We start from the raw sequence: 20,682 nt of genomic DNA, 5'->3' as shown, positions 1-20,682 counted from the left end.
CTGGGAGCGGCGTTGCCGGTTCCAGTGCGGCGAGGAACTCGGAACCGGGCCTGCCGGAGTGGACAGGCGAGAGTCAAGGATGGTCACGGCGCAACGCTAACACAACTCCTCAGACAAGCTGAGGAGTATGATCAGGGGATGAGTTCTGTTCGTCGTGAGTCACTTTCCGACCAGGTTGCGCGGCATCTCCTCGAACGCATCCAGGCGGGAGAGTGGGAAGTCGGGCAGAAACTGCCGAGCGAGACCACGTTGGCCCCACAACTCGGTGTGGGGCGCTCGACGGTGCGGGAGGCGATCCGTCAGTTGAGCGGGCAGGGTGTACTGCTGACCCGGCAAGGTGCGGGCGTGTTCCTGCACGCAGTCGATCCGGCCGACGACTGGGACGCGCTGGTGACGCGATCGAACATCACGGCGATCCTCGAGGCGCGCATCGCCATCGAGTGCGAAGCAGCAGCACTCGCTGCTGAGCGCCATACACGAGACGACATGCTCGCTATTCGCGCCGCCCTGGCGCTCCGCGACGCCGACCGCATCACGATCGAGGTCAGAGTCGACACCGATACCGCGTTCCATCGAAGCGTCGTTGTCGCGAGCCGCAACGAGGTGCTGACCGAACTCTTCGACACCTTCGCCGTCCGGAGCCGCGACGCGATGATCCAGATGCTCGAGCTCAACGGCGAGCCGGGCACCGATCGCGATCAACGCACCCACGAGGCGATCGTCGAAGCGATCGCAGCCCGAGACGCAGACAGCGCGTCCGAGCTCAGCCGCGCCCACCTCGTCGCACTCCGCAACGGACTCACCCGCCAGATTGGAACACCGTCATGACCGACGACGTACGCAACATCACCGCAGCCCTTGCGAGCATCTCGGAGCACTGGCAACCGCACCGGCTCACCAGCATCAACGACTACGACGTCAAAGTCGTCAAGATGCACGGCGAATTCGTCTGGCACAGCCACCCGGACACCGACGAGCTCTTCCTGGTGCTCTCCGGCGAACTCACCATCCAGCTCCGAGACCGCGACATCACCCTCGGGCCGAATGATGTCTACGTCGTACCCAAAGGTGTCGAACACCGCCCGAAAGCGGAGGGCGAAGTGCACGCGTTGCTCGTCGAGCCGGTCGGCACCGTGAACACGGGCGATGCAGGCGGCGGCATGACCGCTGAACTCCGCGAACTCATCTGAACGGCCTGCTGGCAGCATCCGGCACCCGGGCGTGTCCCCCGTTTTGGAGGTAGGGATTCGTCCCCGACCCCCTACCGGCGGGTGTCAGCTGGGCGTAGCTTGTGCGACGGCTCAGTGAGCCATGCTCGGGGCGGCTGGGGGGATCGCCCCGGGCTTCCTCGAAGTTCCCTTCGGGAGGCCGTCATGGTCCGTCCGATCGGCGCCGTCGCAATTCTCGGCGCATTCGCTCTCGTGCTCAGCCAGCCGCTCGCCGCGGCCGCCGCGCCGCCGACCAGTCCACCGACTGCCGCGCCGCCCGGCCTCGCCGACGAATTCGGTGCGGGCATGCTCGTGCGCGTCGACTCGCTCGGCGACGTGCTGTCCGTCATGAACCCGACGGGCGCACTCACCGACGCATCCGCCGCCGCGCCTGCCGACATCGTGCTCGGCTACCTCGACGAGCACCGTGCCGCGTTCGGACTCGACGGCGGCGGACTCGAGAGCCTCGCGGCCGACGAGGTCATCACCGATCCGAACGGGGTGAGCTACGTGCAACTGCGCCAGCAGGTGCAGTCGATCCCGGTGCACGACGCGATCATCACCGCGAGCGTCGACGCCGAGGGCCGGCTCGTGCACGTCGGCGGCGTCGCAGCGGATGTCCCGGCCGCTCGGTCGGCAGCGCCCCCGACCCCTGCGGTCACCGCGGCCGATGCGATCGTCGGTGCGGCGGTCGAAGCCTCCGGTGCCGCGATCACGACGGACGATGTGCCCCAGGGGGCGGACACCACTGATCGCGCGAGCGTCGAAGTGCCCAACACCATCGCCGAGGGTGTCGTCGACCCTGCGCCGCTGACGGCCGAGCAGCGTTGGTACATGGTCGACGACGGCGCCGCACTGCGGCTCGCCTGGGTCACCGACGTCGAACTGTCGGGCGAGATCTGGGTCGAGTCCGTCGTCGACGCGGCGAGCGGTGAAGTGCTCGCCGAGTCGAGCCGCTACGCGCACGCCGCCCCCGAGGGCCGCGTCTTCGACGAGCAGCACCCCGACGCCACGGGCGCCGGCCGCGAGCTGCATCCGTTCACCGGCATCAACGGCACGTGGGTCGGTGACACCACGACGAGCGGCAACAACGTCAACGCCTACCGAGACCTCGATGACAGCGACGCGAACGACGAGTACCAGCCCAACACGCCCGCGATGGGCGACCCGGGCTATCAGGTCTTCGACTACGCCTTCACGGATGCCTGGCGCACGAACGCCGACGGCAGCCAGGCGAGCCTCGACGCCGACCTCGACGCGATCACGACGCAGCTCTTCTACTACACGAACGTGCTGCACGACTACACGTACGACCTCGGCTTCACCGAGGCGTGGCGCAACTTCCAGATCGACAACTTCGGCAACGGCGGCAGCGACGGCGACCCGGTGAACGCCGAGGCGCAAGACGGCTGGGACTTCGGATGTCAGGACCAGGCCGACCCGCCGAACGATATCCGATGCCGGAACAACGCGAACTTCGGCACTCCCGGTGACGGCGACAGCCCGCGCATGCAGATGTACATGTGGTCGCCGAGCGGCCGTCCGTATCGCGATGGATCGTTGGACGGCGACGTGATCGCCCACGAGTTCGGGCACGGCGTCTCGACCCGACTGGTCGGTGGCGGCAGCTTCGACTACGGCGACGACCAGACCGGCGCCCTGGGCGAGGGCTGGAGCGACGTGCTGTCCTTCCTGAAGTGGGGCGACGCGGTCATCGGCGAATACGTCACGGGCAACGCGACCACGGGCATCCGCTCGGTCGCCTACGACACCTCACCACTCGTCTACTCGGACTACAACGACTACGTGCCCGCCGACGGCAGCCCGCACGGCAACGGCACCATCTGGGCGACCATGGTCTACGCCGTGCGAGCCCTGGTCGGGCTGCCCGTCGCCGAGCAACTCGTCATCGACGGCATGAAGAACACGAACGTGGGCAGCAAGCCGACCTTCGTCGACGCCCGCAACGGGCTCATCGCGGCGGATGTCGCGACGAACGCCGGCGCGAACGTCTGCGCAATCTGGTCGGCGTTCGCGCAGCGTGGGCTCGGCGAGCTCGCGGTCGCGGCCGGCACGAACGGCCACGGCGCCCAAGTCGACGACTTCACGCTGCCTGCCGCGTGCGGGCCGACAGCGGATGCCGGCGGTCCGTATGCCACGGACGAGGGCACGGATGTCGCGCTGACGGCGGCCGGTTCGAGCGCAGGCTCCGACCCGAGCGCCGGCGCGATCGCGGCATGGGAGTGGGACTTCGACGCCGACGGCCAGTACGACGACGCGACGGGCGAGAACCCGACGTTCGATCGGGTCGGCCAGGACGGCTCCTATCCGATCGGATTGCGCGTGACCGATGCGTTCGGCAACACGGCGACCGACACGACGACCGTCGACGTCGCGAACGTCGAGCCGGTGGTCATGATCGATCCGGTCGCGCCCATCGACGAGGCGACGCGTACGGTCACGATCAGTGGAGTCATCACCGATCCGGGCTGGCTCGACGACCTGTCGGCGACGCTCGATCTCGATGACGGCACGGGGCCACTCGCCCTCGCCGGCGTCGAGGAGAACTTGCGGCCGGACGCGACCCTCACGTTCGAGGTGCTGTTCGACTACGGCGACAACGGTCTCTTCGACGTCGAGGTCTGCGGCTCCGACGATGATTCGACGACGTGCGCGACGGTTGTCGTCGACGTCTCGAACGTCGATCCGACGATCGAGATCGACACCTCGGGAACGCAGGTCTACGACGGGGTCGAGGCCTTCGTGCTCGACGCCGGCGGCAACCTCGAGGTGCCGCTCACGACGACCGACCCGGGCAGCGACGACCTCACCGTCACGTGGGACTGGGGCGACGGCTCGACGAGTTCCGAGACCTCTCTCGTGAACCCGCCGGCGCTCGACCCTCCGAAGTCGCCGAGCGTGCAGCCGCGCGACGTCGACCTCTCGGCCGACCACGTGTACGCCGAGGCGTGCCTGTACGAGCTGGTCACCGAGGTCGAGGACGACGACGGCGGCACCGCCTCCGACTCGGCCGCGGTGGTCGTGGTCGGCGACGGTACGAAGTCCAAGCAGCACGGCTGGTGGCTGAACCAGTACCGCGAGAAGAAGTCGAACGACTTCACCGCGGCCGAACTCGAGTGCTACCTCGACATCGCGGTGTTCTTCAGCACGGTGTTCGACTCCCCGCTCGACCGGGCGGACGCGGTCGACATCTTCCACTCGCCGCCGAAGAACGGCGCCGATGAACAGTTCGACCAGTTCCTGCTCGCCGCGTGGCTGAACTTCGCCAACGGGTCGGTCGACCTCTCGACACCCGTCACCTACGGCGGTGTCGCGATGACCTGGGGCGAGGCGGTGCTCGCTGCGGAGACGGTGCGCACGAACCCCGCCTCGACGGAGCAGGACGTGCGTGAGGCGAAGGGACGGCTCGCGTCGATCGTCACGACGAGCGGCTGACGCCGCGCTGTCGTCGGCGTCAGTCGTCGACGGACTGTGGCCGGGGCTCCGCCTCGGCCACGTCTGTGCGCGCGGGCTCGCGCACGCCGTTCACGCTCGCCGGGATGCGCCGCTCGAGCGCGCTCGACAGCACGCCGATGCCGATGCAGCCGACGACCATGACGGCGATGAAGAGCGCGTCGAGACCCTGGTCGAGCAGCAAGCCCGCCGCGATCGGGCCGGCGATCGCGCCGCCCTGGAACGCCGCAGCATTGATCGCGTTGTAACGACCTCGGTTGCGGTCGGAAGCGAGGTCGTTGTAGATCGCCGGCACGGTCGGTTGCAGCAGCGTCTCGCCGAAGGCGAACACGCCCATGAACGCCAAGACGCCGATCGCCGCGGCGAGCGAGTCGGGCAGCAGTCCGGCGGCGCCCAGCAGCAGCCATGCCACGGCCCACACGCCCGCCATCACCCACATGACCCTCGTGCGCCGCTTGCCGGTGATGAACTTGAGCACGGTGAACTGCAGCAGCACGATGACGACGGTGTTGACGGCGAAGGCGAAGCCGACCACGCGCGTCGAGACCTCGGCCACCTGACGCGCGTACGCGGGGAACCCCGCCTCCATCTGGCCGTACCCGATGAACATGGCGATGAAGGTGAGCAGCGTCAACCACAGCACCGCGGGCTGGCGGAGGATCTCGCGGTACCCCGCGGTCGCCGGGGCGTTCGCGTCTTCGGACGACGGGTCGGCGTGCGTGCGCACATGTCGCAGGGGCCCGAGCAGCAGGGCCGCAGGCACGAGGCAGCTGATCGCGTCGATGAGGAAGATCGCGGTGAACGTCTCGGGGGCGTCGACGTCGATGAAGAAGCCGCCGATGACGCCGCCGACGCCGATGCCGAGGTTGACGAGGGCGAAGTTGACGCCGAAGTACTGCTGGCGCAGGTCGCCCTCGACCACTGCGGCGATGAGCGCGTTGAAGCCCGGCCACGAGACGCCGAAGTTCACGCCGATCAGCACGAGGGCGACGGCGGCGACTCCGGGGTGCGTCGCGTACGCGAGCAAGGTGCAACCGACGATCATCGCCGCGAGCCCGACGAGCAGCACCTTGCGGGCCCCGAACCGGTCGATGAGGGTGCCGCCGGGGCCGGTCACGATGAGCCCGACGACCGCGATCACGCCCATCAGCGCGCCGGAGAGCCCGAGGTCGAATCCGCGCACCTCGTGCAGGTAGATGATCGTGAACGGCAGCGTCAGCCCGCGGCCGAGCGTCTGGATCGCGACCGTCGACAGCAGCCAGCGCCCCTCGGTGGGGAGGGCGTTCCAGAAGCTCCTGATGCCGATCACCTGAATATCTTGGCCGACGCCGCCGACATCGACGACATCGCACACCCGAGGTTCACCTTGCGGCTCTACGCTTCGGGCATGCTGTTGCGCGAGGGCACGTCACGCGATCTCGTGGTCGAGACCGATCGCGGTGCCGTGTCCGGCCTGCGCCGTCACGGCGTACGGATGTGGCGGGGCATCCCGTACGCGGCTTCGACGGCGGGCGAGCACCGTTTCCGCGCGCCGCGGCCGGCCGCGGGTTGGGACGGCGTGCGCGACGCCACCCGCTTCGGGCCGGTCGCCCCGCAGCATCGCCGTGGGCAGTTCATCGGCGCTGCGCCGCACCTGCCGCGCAGCGAGGACTGCCTGAGCCTCAACGTGATCGCGCCCGATGGGGCCGAGGCAACGGGTTCCGGCACGGGGCATCCGGTCATGGTCTTCATCCACGGCGGCGCCTACAGCGTCGGCTCGTCGGGGGAGTACCCGCCGCAGGGCGAGCGCCTGGCACGGCAGCACGGCGTCGTCTACGTGAGCCTCAACTACCGGCTCGGCGCGCTCGGCTGGCTCGACTTCCGCGCCTACTCCCGGCCCGGGCATCCGATCGAGGTGAACCTCGGCCTCCGCGACCAGGTCGCGGCGCTCGAGTGGGTGCGCCGCAACATCCGCGCCTTCGGCGGCGATCCCGACCGAGTGACGCTCTTCGGCGAATCCGCCGGCGCCAACTCGGTGACCACCCTGCTCACCGTGCCCGCCGCCGAAGGGCTCTTCCATCGGGCGATCGCCCAGAGCTCGCCGGCGAACGCCGTGTACCTGCCCGACGTGGCGCAGCGCTGGGCAGGCGAATACGTGCAGCTGCTCAGCCGCGTGGTCGACGACGACGATCTCGAGAGCGAATCGGTCGAGGATGCCGCGGCGATGCTCACGACCGCCGACCCGATGCTGCTCGCCGAGGCGACGACGGCGCTCACGACTCGCACCCCCGACGAGAACCCCGGCACGATCAGCCTCGCCCCGGTCATCGACGGAGAGTTCCTGCCGCACCGGCCCCTCGACGCGTTCCGCGACGGGCTCGCGCACCGGGTGCCGCTCATCATCGGCACGAATGACCGGGAGGGTTCGCTCTTCGAAGGTCGCATCGACATCCTGCCGACGACGAAGCCGCGCATTCGCGCCATCTTCGCGAACACGAAGAAGAAGGCCCGCAAGGCCATCAAGCGCCAGTATCCGGGCTTGCCCGAGCGTCGGCCCGCCGCCGACTTCGGGGGCGACTTCACGTTCTGGTTCCCCTCGGTGAAGGTCGCCGAACGGCACTCGCGCTTCGCGCCGACCTACGGCTACCGCTTCGACGCTGCGCCCCGGATGCCGCGGCTCCTCGGCCTCGACGCCACGCACGGCCTCGAACTCTTCGCCCTCTTCGAGAAGTTCGACACCCCCACCGGCACGGGCCTCACCCTGCTCGGCGGGCGCCGGATGTTCCGTGCGGTCGGGCGACGGATGCAGCGGCACTGGGTGGGCTTCGCAGCATCCGGAGCACCCGGTGATGACTGGCCGCGCTACGACGAGGCCGGCCGGTGCACCGTCATCTTCGACGGGGTGGATCGTGTCGAGCTCGATCCGCGACGTGAGAAACGACTCGCGTGGCAGGCGTTCGTGCCGCACGTGTGAGCCGGGCGAGCCGCGGCCGTCAGCGCACGATTGTTGTCTGCACGGTCGCGATCGTGCGCCATCAGCGCGCCTCCACGCGGATGCGCGGGAGCTTCGCGCTGCGCTCTTGCCCCCCGTACGCGGGTCATGGCAGGATCGCGCACATTGACGGCCAACGGAATGGACGAACATGTTGAGACGCAAATCCATAGCAACAACCTCCGCGCTGGCGCTCGCGCTGACGGCGCTCGTCGCCGGGCCGGCCGGCGCGGCCTACTCGACCGAGGGCGAGGTGAGTGGTGAACAGCAGTACGTCGTGCTCTTCACCGAGGGCGCCTCGGCCGAGGCGACGCGAGCGGCGGTCGAAGCCGCCGGCGGAACGATCGTCGCCGAGAACGCCGAGGTCGGCGTCGCGACCGTCGTGACGACCGAGACCGACTTCGCAGCCGAAGCCGCAGCTCAGCCCGTGATCGAGGGCACGGCCCTCAACCGCGTCATCGCCGACGTTCCCCAAGCGCAGAAGGGCGCAGGCGCCGCCGCGAAGTTCGACGCTGCGAAGGCCGATCTCCGCGCTGCAGGCGCTTCCGTCGCCGGCAAGCCGGCCACGCGCCCGTCGAAGGGCAAGCCCGTCGCCGAACCGCTCGCCGAGCTGCAGTGGGACATGCAGGCGATCGACGCGACGGTCGACGGCTCGTACCGGCACGACAAGACCAAGGGCGTGCTCGTCGGCATCCTCGACACCGGTGTCGACGGATCGCACCCCGACATCGCACCGAACTTCGACGCCGAACTGAGCCGCAACTTCACGGTCGACATCGAAACGGACGCCAACGGCGACCCGATCGACGGCGCGTGTGCCGATGAGCCCGACCAGTCGTGCGACGACGCCGCCGACGTCGACGAGAACGGGCACGGCACGCACGTCGCCTCGACGATCGCCTCGCCCATCAACGGCATCGGCATCGCCGGCGTCGCTCCCGACGCGACGATCGTCAACCTGCGCGCCGGGCAGGACTCGGGATACTTCTTCCTGCAGGCCTCGCTCGACGCACTCACGTATGCAGGCGACCACGGCATCGACGTCGTCAACATGAGCTACTACGTCGACCCGTGGCTCTTCAACTGCACCTCGCACCCCGCCGACTCGCCCGAAGACCAGGCCGAGCAGCAGACCGTCATCACGGCGATGCAGCGGGCGCTCGACTACGCACGCGGCAACGGCGTGACCCTCGTCTCGGCCGCCGGCAACGGCGCGACCGACTACACGAAGGTCATCAGCGACTCGTCGAGCCCCGACTTCGCGAGCGAGCCCGGCGAGATCGCCTACACGCGCGACCTGCTCGACCCGGCCTCGTGCACCTCGATGCCGAGCGAGGGCAGCGGCGTCATCACCGTCAGCAGCACCGGCCCGAGCGAGCGCAAGTCGTACTACTCCGACTACGGCAACGGCTACGTGGATGTCGCCGCACCCGGCGGCGACGTCTACGACACCGCGACGGGTGAGCGCGACTACGCCGCCGGCATCCTCGCGGCGTACCCGACGGCACTCGCCGAAGCCGAGGGCGCGATCGACGAGAACGGCGACGTCATCGTGCCGTGGGCGGTCGAGAGCTGCGACGCATCCGGCGAGACCTGCGGGTACTACCAGTACCTGCAGGGCACCTCGATGGCCTCGCCGCACGCCGCTGGAGTCGCGGCGCTGATCGTGGGCCAGTTCGGCAAGCGCGACAAGCAGTTCGGCGGTAAGACGCTGTCGCCCGACGCTGTCGAGTCGAAGCTGCTGTCATCGGCCGTCGACACGGCGTGCCCGGTGCCCGCGGAGTTCACCTACGTGCGCATCCTGCCGAACGGCAACACGGCGACCTCGACGCACACCTGCGAAGGGGGGCCCACGAACAACGGGTTCTACGGCGCGGGCATCGTGAACGCGCTCGCCGCGATCAGACGCTGACGCTCGTCAGTTCCTGATTCACCCGACGGGGTCGGCCGCTGCTGCGGTCGGCCCCGTTGCCTGCGGTGCAGGTGGAGGGTTCGTGCGGAGACCCGCCCCCCGACAGGTCTCCGCGCCACCGTGCTCCCCCCGGAGAGAGGCCGTTCTCCGCGTCGCCCGATGGTACGTCGCGATTCTCACACGATGGAGTTCGGCCTGTACATCGACTCGACTCGGGCAGCTGCCCGTTCCGCCATGACCCCGTCGTCGGGAATGGCCCGAGATCCGCGCGAAACGGGCGAAGCGCCCACGCGCCGAGCGCCACCGATCGTTCAGCGCTCCCCCAGAAATGGGGGTGAGGCACCTGCGGCGCCCGACGACCATTCCTCCAGCTGCCGGTGCAGCGCGGAGTGCGCGATGGCCGCCGCGATGAACCGGCTCCGCAGGCGGCGAACGGCGGGCCGGTGCTCGACCGCGGCCTGCGCGGCCTCGAGTCGTCGCCGAGTCGGGCCGACCCGGGCGGCGAGACGGCGGAGCCCGATGGGTGCCCGTGCCACGGTGGCGGCCGCGGCGAGCTCAGCCGGCACCAGCACGGCGCCGCGCTCGGAGGTCTCGAGGACGCCCCACGACTCCTCGGTCTCGTTTCGGCCGTCGGCCGGGAAGGCCGCCGCCGAACACACCGTCAATTCGCGGAGGAACGCATCGTTCCGCTCGCCCTGACCGACCACGCCGGCCGGACGTCGGGAACTCAGGTAGGCGGACACGGCACGGCGCTGGATCGGAGCGAGCACTTCGGGGTCGTACCACCCGAGTCCGTGGTCAGCAGCCACGGTTCACGCGAGCTCGCAGCGTGCGGTGGGGGTGCGGCGTGCTGCCGGGGCAGGCGGGGGCGATGGTGCGTGGGGGAACACCGTCCCACTGAAACACAGTCCGCCCGTCGTCGGAAGTCGAGGCGGCGGCTTCGTCGAGGATCGCATCTCGCCCGACCGTCGTCGTAGGCTCGGGATCATGCTCGCAACCGTCATTCATGCACCACGCGACATCCGTGTCGACACCGTTCCCGACCCCGTGCTCTCGACCGGTGGCGACGCCATCGTGAGGGTCGTGGCCGCGTGCGTGTGCGGCTCCGACCTCTGGCCGTACCGGGGCGTCACGCCGACGACCGAACCGCACCGCATCGGGCACGAGTTCGTTGGCGTCGTCGAGGCCGTGGGCTCCGACGTCGCGGCCGTCGCCGTCGGCGACTTCGTGATCGCGCCCTTCTACGTGTGCGACAACACGTGCGCGAACTGTCGCAACGGCGTCTCGACCTCGTGCCTGAACGGCGGATGGTGGGGCGGCGACGACCGTCAGGGCGCCTTCGCCGATGGCGGCCAGGGCGAGCGGGTGCGGGTGCCCCTCGCCGACGGCACGCTCGTCGTCGTGCCGGGTCCCGTGGCCGACGAGGAGGTGCCGGGACTGCTGACGCTCTCCGACGTCATGGGCACCGGCCATCACGCCGCCGTCTCGGCGGGAGTCGAGCCGGGTGACACGGTCGCGGTCGTCGGTGATGGCGCCGTGGGGCTCTGCGCGATCATCGCGGCGAAGCGTCTCGGAGCCACGACGATCATCGCGATGTCGCGGCATCCCGAGCGCCAGGCGCTCGCCCGGCGGTTCGGCGCGACGCACGTGGTCGCCGAGCGCGGCGACGAGGGCGTCGCTCGCGTGCTGGAGCTCACCGACGGCATCGGCGCCGACCGCGTGCTCGAGTGCGTGGGCACCAAGGAATCCATGGACCAGGCGATCCGCTCGACCCGCCCCGGCGGCATGGTCGGCTACGTCGGCGTGCCGAACGGCGGACCCGAGCTGCCGGTGCGCCCCCTCTTCAATCGCAACGTCGGCGTGAATGGCGGTGTCGCGCCGGTGCGCGGCTACATCGAGGAACTGCTGCCGGACGTGCGCTCGGGCGCGATCGAACCCGGGCTCGTCTTCGATCTCGAGCTGCCGCTCGCCGACGCCGCCGCGGGGTATGCCGCGATGGACGAGCGCCGCGCCATCAAGGTGCTGCTGCGGCCGTGAGCGAGTTTCTCGAACGGCTCGTCGCCGAAGAATCCGAACTGCAGTTCGCGCGGTTCACCCTCGACGATGCGTGGGTGCTCGGCGGTCGCCTTCGGGCGACGGCCGCAGAGGCCGGCCTCCCGGTCGCCATCGCGATCTGGTTCGGGCCGCAACGCGTGTTCCACGCCGCCCTCCCAGGCGCGTCGGCCGACAACGACGCCTGGCTCGATCGCAAGCACCGCGTGGTCGCGCGCTTCGGCCGGGCGTCGATGCTCGTCGGCGAGGAATTCCGCGCGAAGGGCGAGGACTTCGACCTGCATGCCCGCCTCGACCCGCGTGAATTCGCGGCGCACGGCGGGGTCGTGCCGATCCGCATCCGAGACGCCGGGGTCATCGGCGCTGTCGGCGTGTCGGGGCTGCCGCAGCGCGCCGACCACGACCTGGTCGTACAGCACGTGCGGGCCCACCTGCACGAGCAGTCGGCGAGCTGACCTGAGATGAGCGGATGCCGCGGCATCCGCTCATCTTCCGTCGTCGCGCCCGAGCGTTGCGCACGGGCGCCGCGCGATCACGGTGTTGCTGCGGCCGTGAAGTGACGTCTGAGCTTCGGCGAGACCGCGGCGAGGATCAGCGCAGCGACGAGCCCTCGCACGATCCAGAGGCCCGCGGGCCACACGACCTCGTACGAGCCGGGCACGCCGAGCAGCGCCATGACGATCTGGCCGCCTGCCATTCGACCCGGCAGGAGGTCGTCGAGTGTGAGCGCCCCGACGATGATGATCGCGGTCACCGTCAACATGGCGAGCGGCATCACCAGTCCGGCAGCGCCGGCACGCTCGCCGCGGGCCACGAGAACCAGCGCGCTGACGAGGTGCACGAGGGGGAAGACGACGAAGAACCAGGCGATCGCACCGAGGAGGAGCCCGATCCACACCACCAGGTACGACATGGCGAGTGCGCCGAGCATGGCCCCGACGGACTCGGCGGCGAAGTACTCCCGGTTGCGCAGAATGGCGGGGATGCTGCACAGGACGATGCCGATCGGCACGACACCGAACACCCACCACATCCAGCCGCCGCGAAGTCGTCGTTCGGGTGTCAGCCGACGCCGCAGTATCTCGACGATCACGGCTGAAGCGAATGCGGGCACCCCGATCCAGGCGACCATGACGGCGATTCCGTCGTCGGCCTGCGGATCGAGCATGACCAAGGGCACGGCGGCGACCAGCACCGCCCCGATCGAGATGAGCGCGATCGGGAACGTGCCGCCGATCGGTTCGGATTCGTCGACGCGCGGGCGGGCGGGTCGCATGACGCCGCGCGTGCGGGTGCTCCGTGCCTTGCCCATCCGATTCCCTCCGACTGCAACCGTCCGATCCTAACGACGGTGCACGCGGGGTGCGGGCTACTCGCCGACGAGCACGAGCTCCTCGAGCGGCTTGCGCAGTCGTGGGGCGCTCTCGCGCTCGCGAAGCGCCTCGGGCAGGGCATCGACGTCGCCGAGCACGCCGATCGCGGTGATCGAGACGACCTCGAGCCCGTCGGCGAGCCCGAAGGCCGCGCGGATCTCGTCGCCCTCGAAGCCGCCCATCTGGTGGGTGTGCAGACCCTCGTGCTGCGCCTGCACCGTGAGGTGCGCGACCGCCTGGCCGAGGTCGTAGCGGGCCCAGGGGCGGGGCTTGCCTTCGGCGTCGACGGTCTCGGCGATGTTCGCGATGAGCACGGCGGCCGAGTCGGCCCACGCCTGGTTGAATCCGAGCATCGCGCCGTGCACCTTCGCGAAGGCGTCGGTGCCGCGCCGCGCGACGATGAAGCGCCACGGTTGCACGTTGTTCGCCGAGGGCGCCCAGCGCGCGGCCTCGAGGATCGTGCGGATGAGCTCGGGTTCGATCACGGCCGTGGGGTCGTACGCCCGGGGGCTGAAGCGCTCGACGAGCGGCGCGATGAGGGGCGCGTCGGTCTCGGCGCGGCGGGAGGTGATGTCGGTGATGAGTGTCATGCGCGAGCAGCTTTCTTGCGGGGAACGGATGCCGGGGCGCCGTCGTCCCACCGGGTGCAACCCCTCGCGACATCCGCTATTCCATGCTTCTGCATATTCTCGGCGCGGTCTCAGCTCGATCGGGACACGAGCTGTCCTGAAGCGCGGACACGGCGCCGATGCAAGGCCCACGCGGCGGTGCCATCAGGCGTTCAGGGACGCGTGAGTTCCTCGCGGATGCCGGCGACGAACGCGTCGATGTCGGCTTCGCTCGTGTCGAACGAGCACATCCAGCGCACCTCGCCGCGCGCGGCATCCCAGTCGTAGAAGCGGAAGCGCTCGCGCAGCCGATCGGCGACGCCGGCAGGCACGGTCGCGAAGACGCCGTTCGACTGCGTCTGCTGTGTGAAGCCGAGACCGGGCAGCTCGCCCGTCGCGATACCGGCGTCGAGGGCGTCGCGCAGGCGCCGGGCCATGGCGTTCGCGTGCCGTGCGTTCTCGAGCCAGAGGTCGCCCTCGTAGAGGGCGATGAGCTGCGCCGAGGTGAAGCGCATCTTCGACGCGAGTTGCATGTTGAGCTTGCGCAGGTACTTCAGCCCCTCGGATGCCGCGGGGTTCAGCACCACGATCGCCTCGGCGCCGAGCGCGCCGTTCTTGGTGCCGCCGACGCTCACCACGTCGACGCCTGCGTCGCGGGTGAATGCCCGGAGCGGCAGGTCGAGCGACGCGGCGGCGTTGGAGAGGCGCGCGCCGTCCATGTGCAGCATCATGCCGCGCTCGTGCGCGTGGTCGGCGATCGCGCGCACCTCGTCGGCGGTGTAGGCCGTGCCGAGCTCGGTGGTCTGCGTGATCGACACGACGAGCGGTTGGGCACGGTGCTCGTCGCCCCAGCCCCACGCCTCGCGGTCGATGAGGTCGGTCGTGAGCTTGCCGTCGGGTGCGGGCACGGTGAGCAGCTTGATGCCGCCGACGCGCTCGGGTGCGCCGCCCTCGTCGGAGTTGATGTGCGCGGTCGAGGCGCTGATGACCGCGCCCCAACGGGGAAGCATCGACTGCAGCCCGGTGACGTTCGCCCCGGTGCCGTTGAAGACGGGGAACGCCTCGATGCCCTCGCCGAAGTGCTGCGCGAACACCTGCTGCAGGCGCTCGGTGTAGACGTCTTCGCCGTAGGCGACCTGGTGGCCGTCGTTGGCGGTGGCGATGGCGGCGAGCACCTCGGGGTGCACGCCCGAGTAGTTGTCGGAGGCGAAGCCGCGGACGGAGCGGTCGTGGAGCTGTTCAGTCACCGAACCATCCTCCCATCAGCGCGGGCAGGTCGGTTGCCGAGCCCGCCCCGTTCCCCGAGACCGCCCCGGCCGTGCCATGAGACGGCGAAGACACGCGGTCCGGAACCTTCCGGACCGCGTGTCTTCGCCCGCTCAGCGGGTGTTCGTGGGAGCGTCCGCGCGTCAGCCGCGCAGCGCCTCGGAGAACGGCACCCGGGCACCCGTCTTCAAGAGCGAGTTGCGGTAGATGCGCTCCCCGATCACGACGGCGAGCGCCGTGGTGGCGATGAGCAGCGCGAGCGAGACGATGGGCTCCCACCACTCGGCCTGTCCGAGGAAGATCCGCATCGGCATGCCGACGGGCGCCGAGAACGGCACGTAACTCATGATCGTGAGCACGACGGGGTTGTCGTTGAAGAAGATCACGAGGAAGTACGGGATCATCACGAGCATCGTCACCGGCGTCGTCACCGAGCCGATGTCTTCGGCGCGCGACACGAGGGCGGCGCTTGCGGCGAAGAGCGCGGCGAGCATCACGAACCCGATCGCGAAGAACACCACGAACCAGACGACGGATGCCCCGAGCACACCGAGCAGCACCTGCTGATCGGTGAGCATCAGCCCGAGGATCGCGAGCACCGCGATCGCGAGGATCTGCGCGAACGCGAGCACGCTGTTGCCGATCACCTTGCCCGTGAGCAGGGCGCGTGCCGAGACGGCCGAGAGCAGGATCTCGACGACGCGGGTCTGCTTCTCCTCGACGACCGACTGCGAGATCGTCGAACCGAAGGTGATCGCCGACATGAAGAACACGATGCCGAAGCCGAACGCGACGAGGTACGCGAGGCCCGGATCGACCGCAGCCGGGTCGAGCAGTTCGACCGTCGGGTTCACCGAGAGCGCCGAGACGACCGAGTTGGGTGCCGAGTCGAGGCCGATCACGACGACGCCGAGTGGCTCGGATGCCGCGGGGGCGACGATCGCCTCGACCTCGCCGTCGCGCAGCATCTGCTCCGCCGCGTCCTGATCGGTCGCCGGCACCGCCTCGAGCGACTCGTTGCCCGCGACGACGTCGGTCGCCCCGGCGATCACGGCCACCTTCGGGATCTCCGACTGCCCGCCGAAGATGCTGCCGAGCACCACCGACGCGAGCACGGCGAGCATGAGGATGCCCGTCGAGATGAGGAACGCCTTGCTGCGCATCCGCATCGTGATCTCGCGCCCGGCGACGAGGGTGACGGTGTCGACGAAGCTCGGTGTGCGGTGCTCGGCGCGATTGGTCGGTCGAGATGTGCGCGATGCGTTGGGTCCGATGCTCACAGCACGACCTCCTTGAAGATCTGGGCGAGCGTGGTGTGCTCGCGGGTGAAGCTCACGACCTCGCCGCGAGTGACGGCCTCGGCGAGTGCGGCCTGCCGGGCGGCATCCGACTCGGCCTCGAAGACGGCCCAGCCGCCGTCGAACTCCGCGACGCGGATGCCGGGCTGCTGGCGCAGCCAGCCCAGGTCGCCCGAGGAGAGCAGCTCCCAGCGCTCTGAGCCGTGCTCGGTGCGCAGGGTGTCGGCGGTTCCCGAGGCGGCGATGCGTCCGCCGGCGATGATGACGAGGTCGTCGCAGAGGCGCTCGACGATGTCGAGCTGGTGCGAGGAGAAGAGCACCGGGGCACCGGATGCCGCGACATCCGCCAGCACGCCCTGCACCGTCTCGACGGCCATCGGGTCGAGGCCCGAGAAGGGCTCGTCGAGCACGAGCACCTCGGGGCGGTGCACGAGCGCCGCAGCGATCTGGGCGCGCTGCTGGTTGCCGAGCGAGAGCGACTCGATCGTGTCGTTCGTGCGCTCGCCGAGGCCGAGGCGTTCGAGCAGCTCGACCGCGTTGCGGTGGGCTGCGGCAGCCGACCAGCCGTGGAGGCGGGCGAGGTAGATCGTCTGCTCGAGCACGCGCATCTTGGGGTAGAGCCCGCGCTCCTCCGGCATGTAGCCGAAGCGGCGCCGGTCGACCGCGGTGATGGTCTCCCCGCCGAGCTCGACCGTTCCGCCGTCGGAGGCCAGCACGCCGAGAATGATGCGCATCGTCGTGGTCTTGCCGGCGCCGTTGCCGCCGACGAAGCCGGTGAGCCGGCCGTCGCCGACGGTGAAGCTCACGTGGTCGAGGGCGAGGCGCTCGCCGTAGCGTTTGGTCACGTCGTTGAGTTCGAGCATGGCTTCACGCTACGGATGACTCGGAGCCGGGGCATCCGCCGTACGACGGGTTTCGCGGCCGGCCCCTGCCGACGGCTCCGCCGTACGACGGAGGGTCTTCCGGATGTCGGCGGCACTGGTTACGATCACACGGTGACGAACGGGGCAGGGGAGTCCGAGACGCCGCAGGCGCCCGCGGCGGCATCCCGCGCGGCGACGCCGGCTGCGTCGGCGAAGTCGCCGCCTGCGTCAGCCGTGTCGCCGCCGCCGAACGGCATGCGCACCTTCATCCAGGTGCTCGTGAACACGATGATCGCGAACGTCACCACGAGCTTCCTCTGGTTCGCGCTCACGTTCTGGGTCTACCTCGAGACCCGTTCCGTGCTCGCGACGGGCATCATCGGCGGCGCGTACATGCTGCTCATCGCCGTGTTCTCCATCTTCTTCGGCACGATCGTCGACCGATACCGCAAGCATCGCGTCATGGTGTTCTCGAGCCTGGTGACGCTCGGGTCGTTCGTCGTGGCGGGGGTGCTCTACGCGACCCAGCCCGAGTCGGCGCTGCTCGACCTCGGCGGGCCGTGGTTCTGGCTGTTCTCCGGCATCATCCTCTTCGGCTCGGTCGTCGAGAACATGCGCAACATCGCCCTGTCGACCACCGTCACCCTGCTCGTGCCCGAGCCGCGGCACGCCAACGCGAACGGCATGGTGGGCACGGTGCAGGGGCTGGCGTTCATCGTGACGAGCGTCTTCAGCGGTCTCGCGATCGGCTTGGCCGGCATGGGCTGGACCCTCGCCATCGCGATCGCGGCGACCCTCGTCGCCCTCGTGCACCTGCTGTTCGTGCGCATCCCCGAAGATCACCCCGTGGTCGACGGAGACCACAGCCCGGCGATCGACCTCCGCGGCAGCATCGCGGCGATCCGGGCGGCACCCGGCCTCTTCGCGCTCATCCTGTTCTCGACGTTCAACAACCTCATCGGCGGCGTCTACATGGCGCTCATGGACCCGTACGGCCTCACGCTGTTCCCGGTCGAGGCGTGGGGCGTCGTGCTCGGCGTCACCGCGACGGGCTTCATCATCGGCGGTCTCGCGATCGCGAAGTGGGGGCTCGGGCGCAACCCGATCCGCACGATGCTGCTCGTCGTCGTCGCGATGGGGCTGCTCGGTGCGCTGTTCACGATCCGTGAGTGGTGGGTGCTGTACGCGGTCGGCATCTGGATCTACATGACGCTCATCCCGGTGGTCGAGGCTGCCGAGCAGACCGTCATCCAGAAGGTCGTGCCGTATCGGCGGCAGGGCAGGGTCTTCGGCTTCGCGCAGGCGTTCGAGGCGGCAGCAGCACCGATCACCGCCTTCCTCATCGCACCGATCGCGGAGTTCTGGATCATCCCGTACATGGAGTCCGATCGCGGTCAGGCGACCTGGGGCTGGCTCCTCGGCGACGGCGATGCGCGCGGCATCGCGCTCGTCTTCCTGTTCAGCGGGCTCGCGATGGTGGTGCTCGCGATCGTCGCGTTCGGCACGCGCTCGTATCGCATGCTGTCGGCGGAGTACCAGCAGGGCACCGGCTCGACGGGGCAACCGGAGTCCGACGGGCCGGAAGCCGATGGGCCGGAAGCCGATGGGCCGGGAGCCGACGGATCGGGAGCCGACGGGCCGGCCGCGACATCCGATCCCGCTCCCGTTCAGCGCACGACGTAGCGCAGGCTGACGACTCCGCCCGGGCGGGTCGCGGCGCGATCGAGTTCGAGCCGGTGGTCGCCGACGCCGGCCGGCGTGAAGGAGCGACCTTCGCCGAGGAGCACGGGCACGATGCGCAGGTGCAACTCGTCGACGAGCCCGGCGCGCAGCAGGGCGTCGGTGAGCGTCAGGCTTCCCCACACGATGACGGTGTCGAATCGCTGCCTCAGGGCCGCGGTCGCCTCGGCGCCGTCGCCGTGGAGGATCTCGATCGTGCCGTCGCCCCACGGCGCCTCGTGCAGCGAGTTCGAGACCACGAACTTCGGCAGCCGGTTGATGAGTTCGGCGACGCGCTCGACCTCGGGGTCGACGTCCGGCCAGTAGTCGGCGAACATGCCGTACGTGGTCGCGCCGAACAGGATGGCGTCGGCCCGTGAGACGTAGTCGAGCTGTTCGGCGTCGTTGAAATCGACCTCGCCGTTCTCGCCCGGCTGCACGAGTGCGTCGAAGAAGTCGATGCCGCCGTCGAGCTCGGCGGCGTACCCGTCGACGCTCACGATCTGCTCGACGATGAGGCGACCCATCAGCGCGCTCCCTGCTCGTCGGGCTGCTCGTCGAGGTGCTCGACGAGCAGGTCGAATGCGGAGTCCCATCCGTCGTAGACGTTCTCGTCGCCCGGTGCGGCATCGATGCCGAGCACGTGGAAGGTCATGCGCGTCTGCTCGCGGCGCTCGCCGTGTTCGGCGAGCTCGATCGTGAGCACCGGTGCGATCTCGTCGGGGTCGCCGGGCGAGCCCCACGTCATGACGAGTCGCTCGGGTGGGGTGATCTCTCGGTAGACGCCCGCCGTCGGATACTCGGTGCCGTCGGGCGCGATCATCGTGTAGCGGTACCTGCCGCCGGGTCGCACGTCGAGTTCGACGCTCTCGCGGGGCGTGGTGATGCCCCGGGGGTGCCACCAGACAGCGGCCTCGTCGGGGTCGGTCCATGCGCGCCACACCACGTCGCGGGGTGCGTCGAAGACGCGCGTGATGGTGAACTGCTTCGTTGCGGAGGCGGTCTGCTCAGGCATCCGTCTGTCCTTTCAGCTCGCGGAGTCGCTCGTCGAGCGCGTCGAAGCGCGCGTTCCATTCGCCTCGATGGCGTTCGACCCAGGCGGATGCCTCGTCGAGCGGCTCGGTGCGGAGGGTGCAGGTGCGCCACTGGGCCGTCGCGGTGCGCTCGATGAGTCCGGCGCGTTCGAGCACCTTGAGGTGTTGCGAGATCGCGGGTCGGCTCATCGCGAAGGGCTCGGCCAGTTCGCCGACGGTCGTCGGGCCGCCGCGGAGTCGCGAGAGGATCTCGCGCCGGGTCGGATCGGCGAGCGCCTGGAACACGAGGCTGAGCTCGTCGGGCCCGTTCTGCATGTAAGCAACTCCTTAATTAATGATGTCCTTAAATTAGGATGCTTCCGTCCCTGCTGTCAAGGGAGTCGCGGCAGAAATTCAGGAGATCCCGTCCCAGACGCTGCGCCGCGGCCCCGGGCAAGGCACCCGGCCATCGCACGCGCGTAGTCTGGAATCGTGTTGCGCACCATGCTGAAGTCGAAGATCCACCGCGCTACCGTCACCCACGCCGACCTGCACTACGTCGGCTCCGTGACGGTCGATCGCGAGCTCATGGACGCCGCCGACCTGCTGCCCGGCGAGCAGGTCTCGATCGTCGACGTGACGAACGGCGCGCGGCTCGAGACGTACGTCATCGAGGGCGAGCGCGGGTCGGGCGTGCTCGGCATCAACGGTGCCGCAGCGCACCTCGTGCATCCCGGGGACGTCGTGATCCTCATCTCCTACGGGCAGATGGACGACTCGGACGCACGAGCATTCCGGCCGCACATCGTGCACGTCGACGCATCGAACGCCATCGTCGCGCTCGGAGCGGATGCCGCCGAGCCCGGCGTCGCCGGCGTTCACCGCTCGCCGCACGCGGCCTGACCGTCGCGCGCCACGGGCATCA

19 protein-coding genes are annotated in these 20,682 nt (G+C 69.6%); 9 read left to right on the top strand and 10 right to left on the bottom strand.

All coding sequences use genetic code 11. From position 1 onward, the window contains the following. Positions 1–12 precede the first annotated feature (12 nt). The 3 genes from AC6CH0_RS04080 (at position 13) to AC6CH0_RS04070 (ending at position 4,664) form a co-directional block, all read left to right on the top strand. The gene (locus tag AC6CH0_RS04080) at positions 13–828 is read left to right on the top strand and encodes a FadR/GntR family transcriptional regulator (RefSeq protein ID WP_498098446.1); all 816 of its coding nucleotides are present in this window, start codon (positions 13–15) and stop codon (positions 826–828) included. Then, the gene (locus tag AC6CH0_RS04075) at positions 825–1,190 is read left to right on the top strand and encodes a cupin domain-containing protein (RefSeq protein ID WP_498098444.1); all 366 of its coding nucleotides are present in this window, start codon (positions 825–827) and stop codon (positions 1,188–1,190) included. The genes AC6CH0_RS04080 and AC6CH0_RS04075 overlap by 4 nt, the downstream gene beginning before the upstream one ends. Before the next feature lie 183 nt (positions 1,191–1,373). Beyond that, entirely contained in the window at positions 1,374–4,664 is a 3,291-nt protein-coding gene (locus AC6CH0_RS04070) for a M36 family metallopeptidase (protein WP_498098442.1), read from the top strand. Between the two features lie 19 nt (positions 4,665–4,683). Here the strand turns inward: AC6CH0_RS04070 and AC6CH0_RS04065 are convergent, their stop codons facing one another. Continuing rightward, positions 4,684–5,991 carry an MFS transporter gene (locus AC6CH0_RS04065; protein ID WP_498098440.1) on the bottom strand — a complete coding sequence of 436 codons (1,308 nt, stop codon included), beginning with the start codon at positions 5,989–5,991 and terminating at the stop codon, positions 4,684–4,686. Between the two features lie 9 nt (positions 5,992–6,000). Between AC6CH0_RS04065 and AC6CH0_RS04060 the strand changes: the two genes are divergently transcribed. Together AC6CH0_RS04060 and AC6CH0_RS04055 are read left to right on the top strand one after the other, a co-directional pair. Beyond that, positions 6,001–7,635 carry a carboxylesterase/lipase family protein gene (locus tag AC6CH0_RS04060; RefSeq protein WP_498098438.1) on the top strand — a complete coding sequence of 545 codons (1,635 nt, stop codon included), beginning with the start codon at positions 6,001–6,003 and terminating at the stop codon, positions 7,633–7,635. A gap of 169 nt (positions 7,636–7,804) precedes the next feature. Then, on the top strand, positions 7,805–9,565 hold the full coding sequence (locus AC6CH0_RS04055; protein ID WP_498098436.1) for a S8 family serine peptidase: 1,761 nt from the start codon (positions 7,805–7,807) through the stop codon (positions 9,563–9,565). A gap of 311 nt (positions 9,566–9,876) precedes the next feature. Here the strand turns inward: AC6CH0_RS04055 and AC6CH0_RS04050 are convergent, their stop codons facing one another. Continuing rightward, entirely contained in the window at positions 9,877–10,374 is a 498-nt protein-coding gene (locus tag AC6CH0_RS04050; RefSeq protein ID WP_498098434.1) for a hypothetical protein, read from the bottom strand. A 178-nt stretch (positions 10,375–10,552) separates the two neighbouring features. Between AC6CH0_RS04050 and AC6CH0_RS04045 the strand changes: the two genes are divergently transcribed. Both AC6CH0_RS04045 and AC6CH0_RS04040 read left to right on the top strand, forming a co-directional pair. Then, positions 10,553–11,602 carry a zinc-dependent alcohol dehydrogenase family protein gene (locus AC6CH0_RS04045; protein WP_498098432.1) on the top strand — a complete coding sequence of 350 codons (1,050 nt, stop codon included), beginning with the start codon at positions 10,553–10,555 and terminating at the stop codon, positions 11,600–11,602. Further along, positions 11,599–12,072 carry a heme-degrading domain-containing protein gene (locus AC6CH0_RS04040; RefSeq protein ID WP_498098430.1) on the top strand — a complete coding sequence of 158 codons (474 nt, stop codon included), beginning with the start codon at positions 11,599–11,601 and terminating at the stop codon, positions 12,070–12,072. Before AC6CH0_RS04045 ends, AC6CH0_RS04040 begins: the two co-directional genes overlap by 4 nt. Before the next feature lie 77 nt (positions 12,073–12,149). On the opposite strand, the gene AC6CH0_RS04035 is transcribed toward AC6CH0_RS04040, so the two are convergent. The 5 genes from AC6CH0_RS04035 to AC6CH0_RS04015 form a co-directional block, all read right to left on the bottom strand. Then, positions 12,150–12,929 (bottom strand): hypothetical protein, encoded by a 780-nt coding sequence (locus AC6CH0_RS04035; protein WP_498098428.1) that lies wholly within the window; start codon positions 12,927–12,929, stop codon positions 12,150–12,152. Between the two features lie 57 nt (positions 12,930–12,986). Beyond that, positions 12,987–13,580, bottom strand: a complete 594-nt coding sequence (locus AC6CH0_RS04030; RefSeq protein ID WP_498098426.1) for a nitroreductase family protein — start codon at positions 13,578–13,580, stop codon at positions 12,987–12,989. A gap of 191 nt (positions 13,581–13,771) precedes the next feature. Continuing rightward, complete coding sequence (locus tag AC6CH0_RS04025; protein WP_498098424.1) at positions 13,772–14,845, bottom strand: threonine aldolase family protein; 1,074 nt, start codon at positions 14,843–14,845, stop codon at positions 13,772–13,774. A gap of 162 nt (positions 14,846–15,007) precedes the next feature. Further along, a complete protein-coding gene (locus tag AC6CH0_RS04020; RefSeq protein WP_498098422.1) occupies positions 15,008–16,144 on the bottom strand; it encodes an ABC transporter permease in 1,137 nt (378 codons plus the stop codon). Further along, positions 16,141–17,025: an ABC transporter ATP-binding protein gene (locus tag AC6CH0_RS04015; protein WP_498098420.1), complete on the bottom strand. Its 885-nt coding sequence runs from the start codon at positions 17,023–17,025 to the stop codon at positions 16,141–16,143. Before AC6CH0_RS04015 ends, AC6CH0_RS04020 begins: the two co-directional genes overlap by 4 nt. Positions 17,026–17,280: 255 nt before the next feature. Here AC6CH0_RS04015 and AC6CH0_RS04010 point away from each other — a divergent pair, with 255 nt between their 5' ends. Further along, on the top strand, positions 17,281–18,708 hold the full coding sequence (locus tag AC6CH0_RS04010; protein ID WP_498101018.1) for an MFS transporter: 1,428 nt from the start codon (positions 17,281–17,283) through the stop codon (positions 18,706–18,708). On the opposite strand, the gene AC6CH0_RS04005 is transcribed toward AC6CH0_RS04010, so the two are convergent. From AC6CH0_RS04005 to AC6CH0_RS03995, 3 genes are read right to left on the bottom strand one after another with little or no spacing between them, the layout of a single operon-like run. Then, positions 18,693–19,271, bottom strand: a complete 579-nt coding sequence (locus tag AC6CH0_RS04005) for a dihydrofolate reductase family protein (protein WP_498098418.1) — start codon at positions 19,269–19,271, stop codon at positions 18,693–18,695. The genes AC6CH0_RS04010 and AC6CH0_RS04005 overlap by 16 nt on opposite strands. Next, the gene (locus AC6CH0_RS04000) at positions 19,271–19,759 is read right to left on the bottom strand and encodes an SRPBCC family protein (protein ID WP_498098416.1); all 489 of its coding nucleotides are present in this window, start codon (positions 19,757–19,759) and stop codon (positions 19,271–19,273) included. Before AC6CH0_RS04000 ends, AC6CH0_RS04005 begins: the two co-directional genes overlap by 1 nt. Continuing rightward, on the bottom strand, positions 19,752–20,093 hold the full coding sequence (locus AC6CH0_RS03995; protein ID WP_498098414.1) for an ArsR/SmtB family transcription factor: 342 nt from the start codon (positions 20,091–20,093) through the stop codon (positions 19,752–19,754). The genes AC6CH0_RS04000 and AC6CH0_RS03995 overlap by 8 nt, the downstream gene beginning before the upstream one ends. A 156-nt stretch (positions 20,094–20,249) precedes the next feature. Here AC6CH0_RS03995 and panD point away from each other — a divergent pair, with 156 nt between their 5' ends. Then, complete coding sequence (gene panD / locus AC6CH0_RS03990; RefSeq protein WP_498098412.1) at positions 20,250–20,660, top strand: aspartate 1-decarboxylase; 411 nt, start codon at positions 20,250–20,252, stop codon at positions 20,658–20,660. Positions 20,661–20,682: the final 22 nt, after the last annotated feature.

It is taken from the genome of Agromyces sp. GQ35 (assembly GCF_059758475.1).
The sequence above is the reverse complement of the archived record's forward strand: the minus strand, read 5'-3'. Positions and strand labels throughout refer to the sequence as shown.

What these genes read in the sequence shown, in the direction of transcription:
- AC6CH0_RS04000 (WP_498098416.1), bottom strand. Translation starts at nt 19,759, where the DNA reads ATGCCTGAGCAGACCGCCTCCGCAACGAAGCAGTTCACCATCACGCGC.
- AC6CH0_RS04015 (WP_498098420.1), bottom strand. Translation starts at nt 17,025, where the DNA reads ATGCTCGAACTCAACGACGTGACCAAACGCTACGGCGAGCGCCTCGCC.
- AC6CH0_RS04030 (WP_498098426.1), bottom strand. Translation starts at nt 13,580, where the DNA reads ATGACACTCATCACCGACATCACCTCCCGCCGCGCCGAGACCGACGCG.
- AC6CH0_RS04010 (WP_498101018.1), top strand. Translation starts at nt 17,281, where the DNA reads ATGCGCACCTTCATCCAGGTGCTCGTGAACACGATGATCGCGAACGTC.
- AC6CH0_RS04055 (WP_498098436.1), top strand. Translation starts at nt 7,805, where the DNA reads ATGTTGAGACGCAAATCCATAGCAACAACCTCCGCGCTGGCGCTCGCG.
- AC6CH0_RS04035 (WP_498098428.1), bottom strand. Translation starts at nt 12,929, where the DNA reads ATGGGCAAGGCACGGAGCACCCGCACGCGCGGCGTCATGCGACCCGCC.
- AC6CH0_RS04005 (WP_498098418.1), bottom strand. Translation starts at nt 19,271, where the DNA reads ATGGGTCGCCTCATCGTCGAGCAGATCGTGAGCGTCGACGGGTACGCC.
- AC6CH0_RS04045 (WP_498098432.1), top strand. Translation starts at nt 10,553, where the DNA reads ATGCTCGCAACCGTCATTCATGCACCACGCGACATCCGTGTCGACACC.
- AC6CH0_RS04070 (WP_498098442.1), top strand. Translation starts at nt 1,374, where the DNA reads ATGGTCCGTCCGATCGGCGCCGTCGCAATTCTCGGCGCATTCGCTCTC.
- AC6CH0_RS03995 (WP_498098414.1), bottom strand. Translation starts at nt 20,093, where the DNA reads ATGCAGAACGGGCCCGACGAGCTCAGCCTCGTGTTCCAGGCGCTCGCC.
- AC6CH0_RS04075 (WP_498098444.1), top strand. Translation starts at nt 825, where the DNA reads ATGACCGACGACGTACGCAACATCACCGCAGCCCTTGCGAGCATCTCG.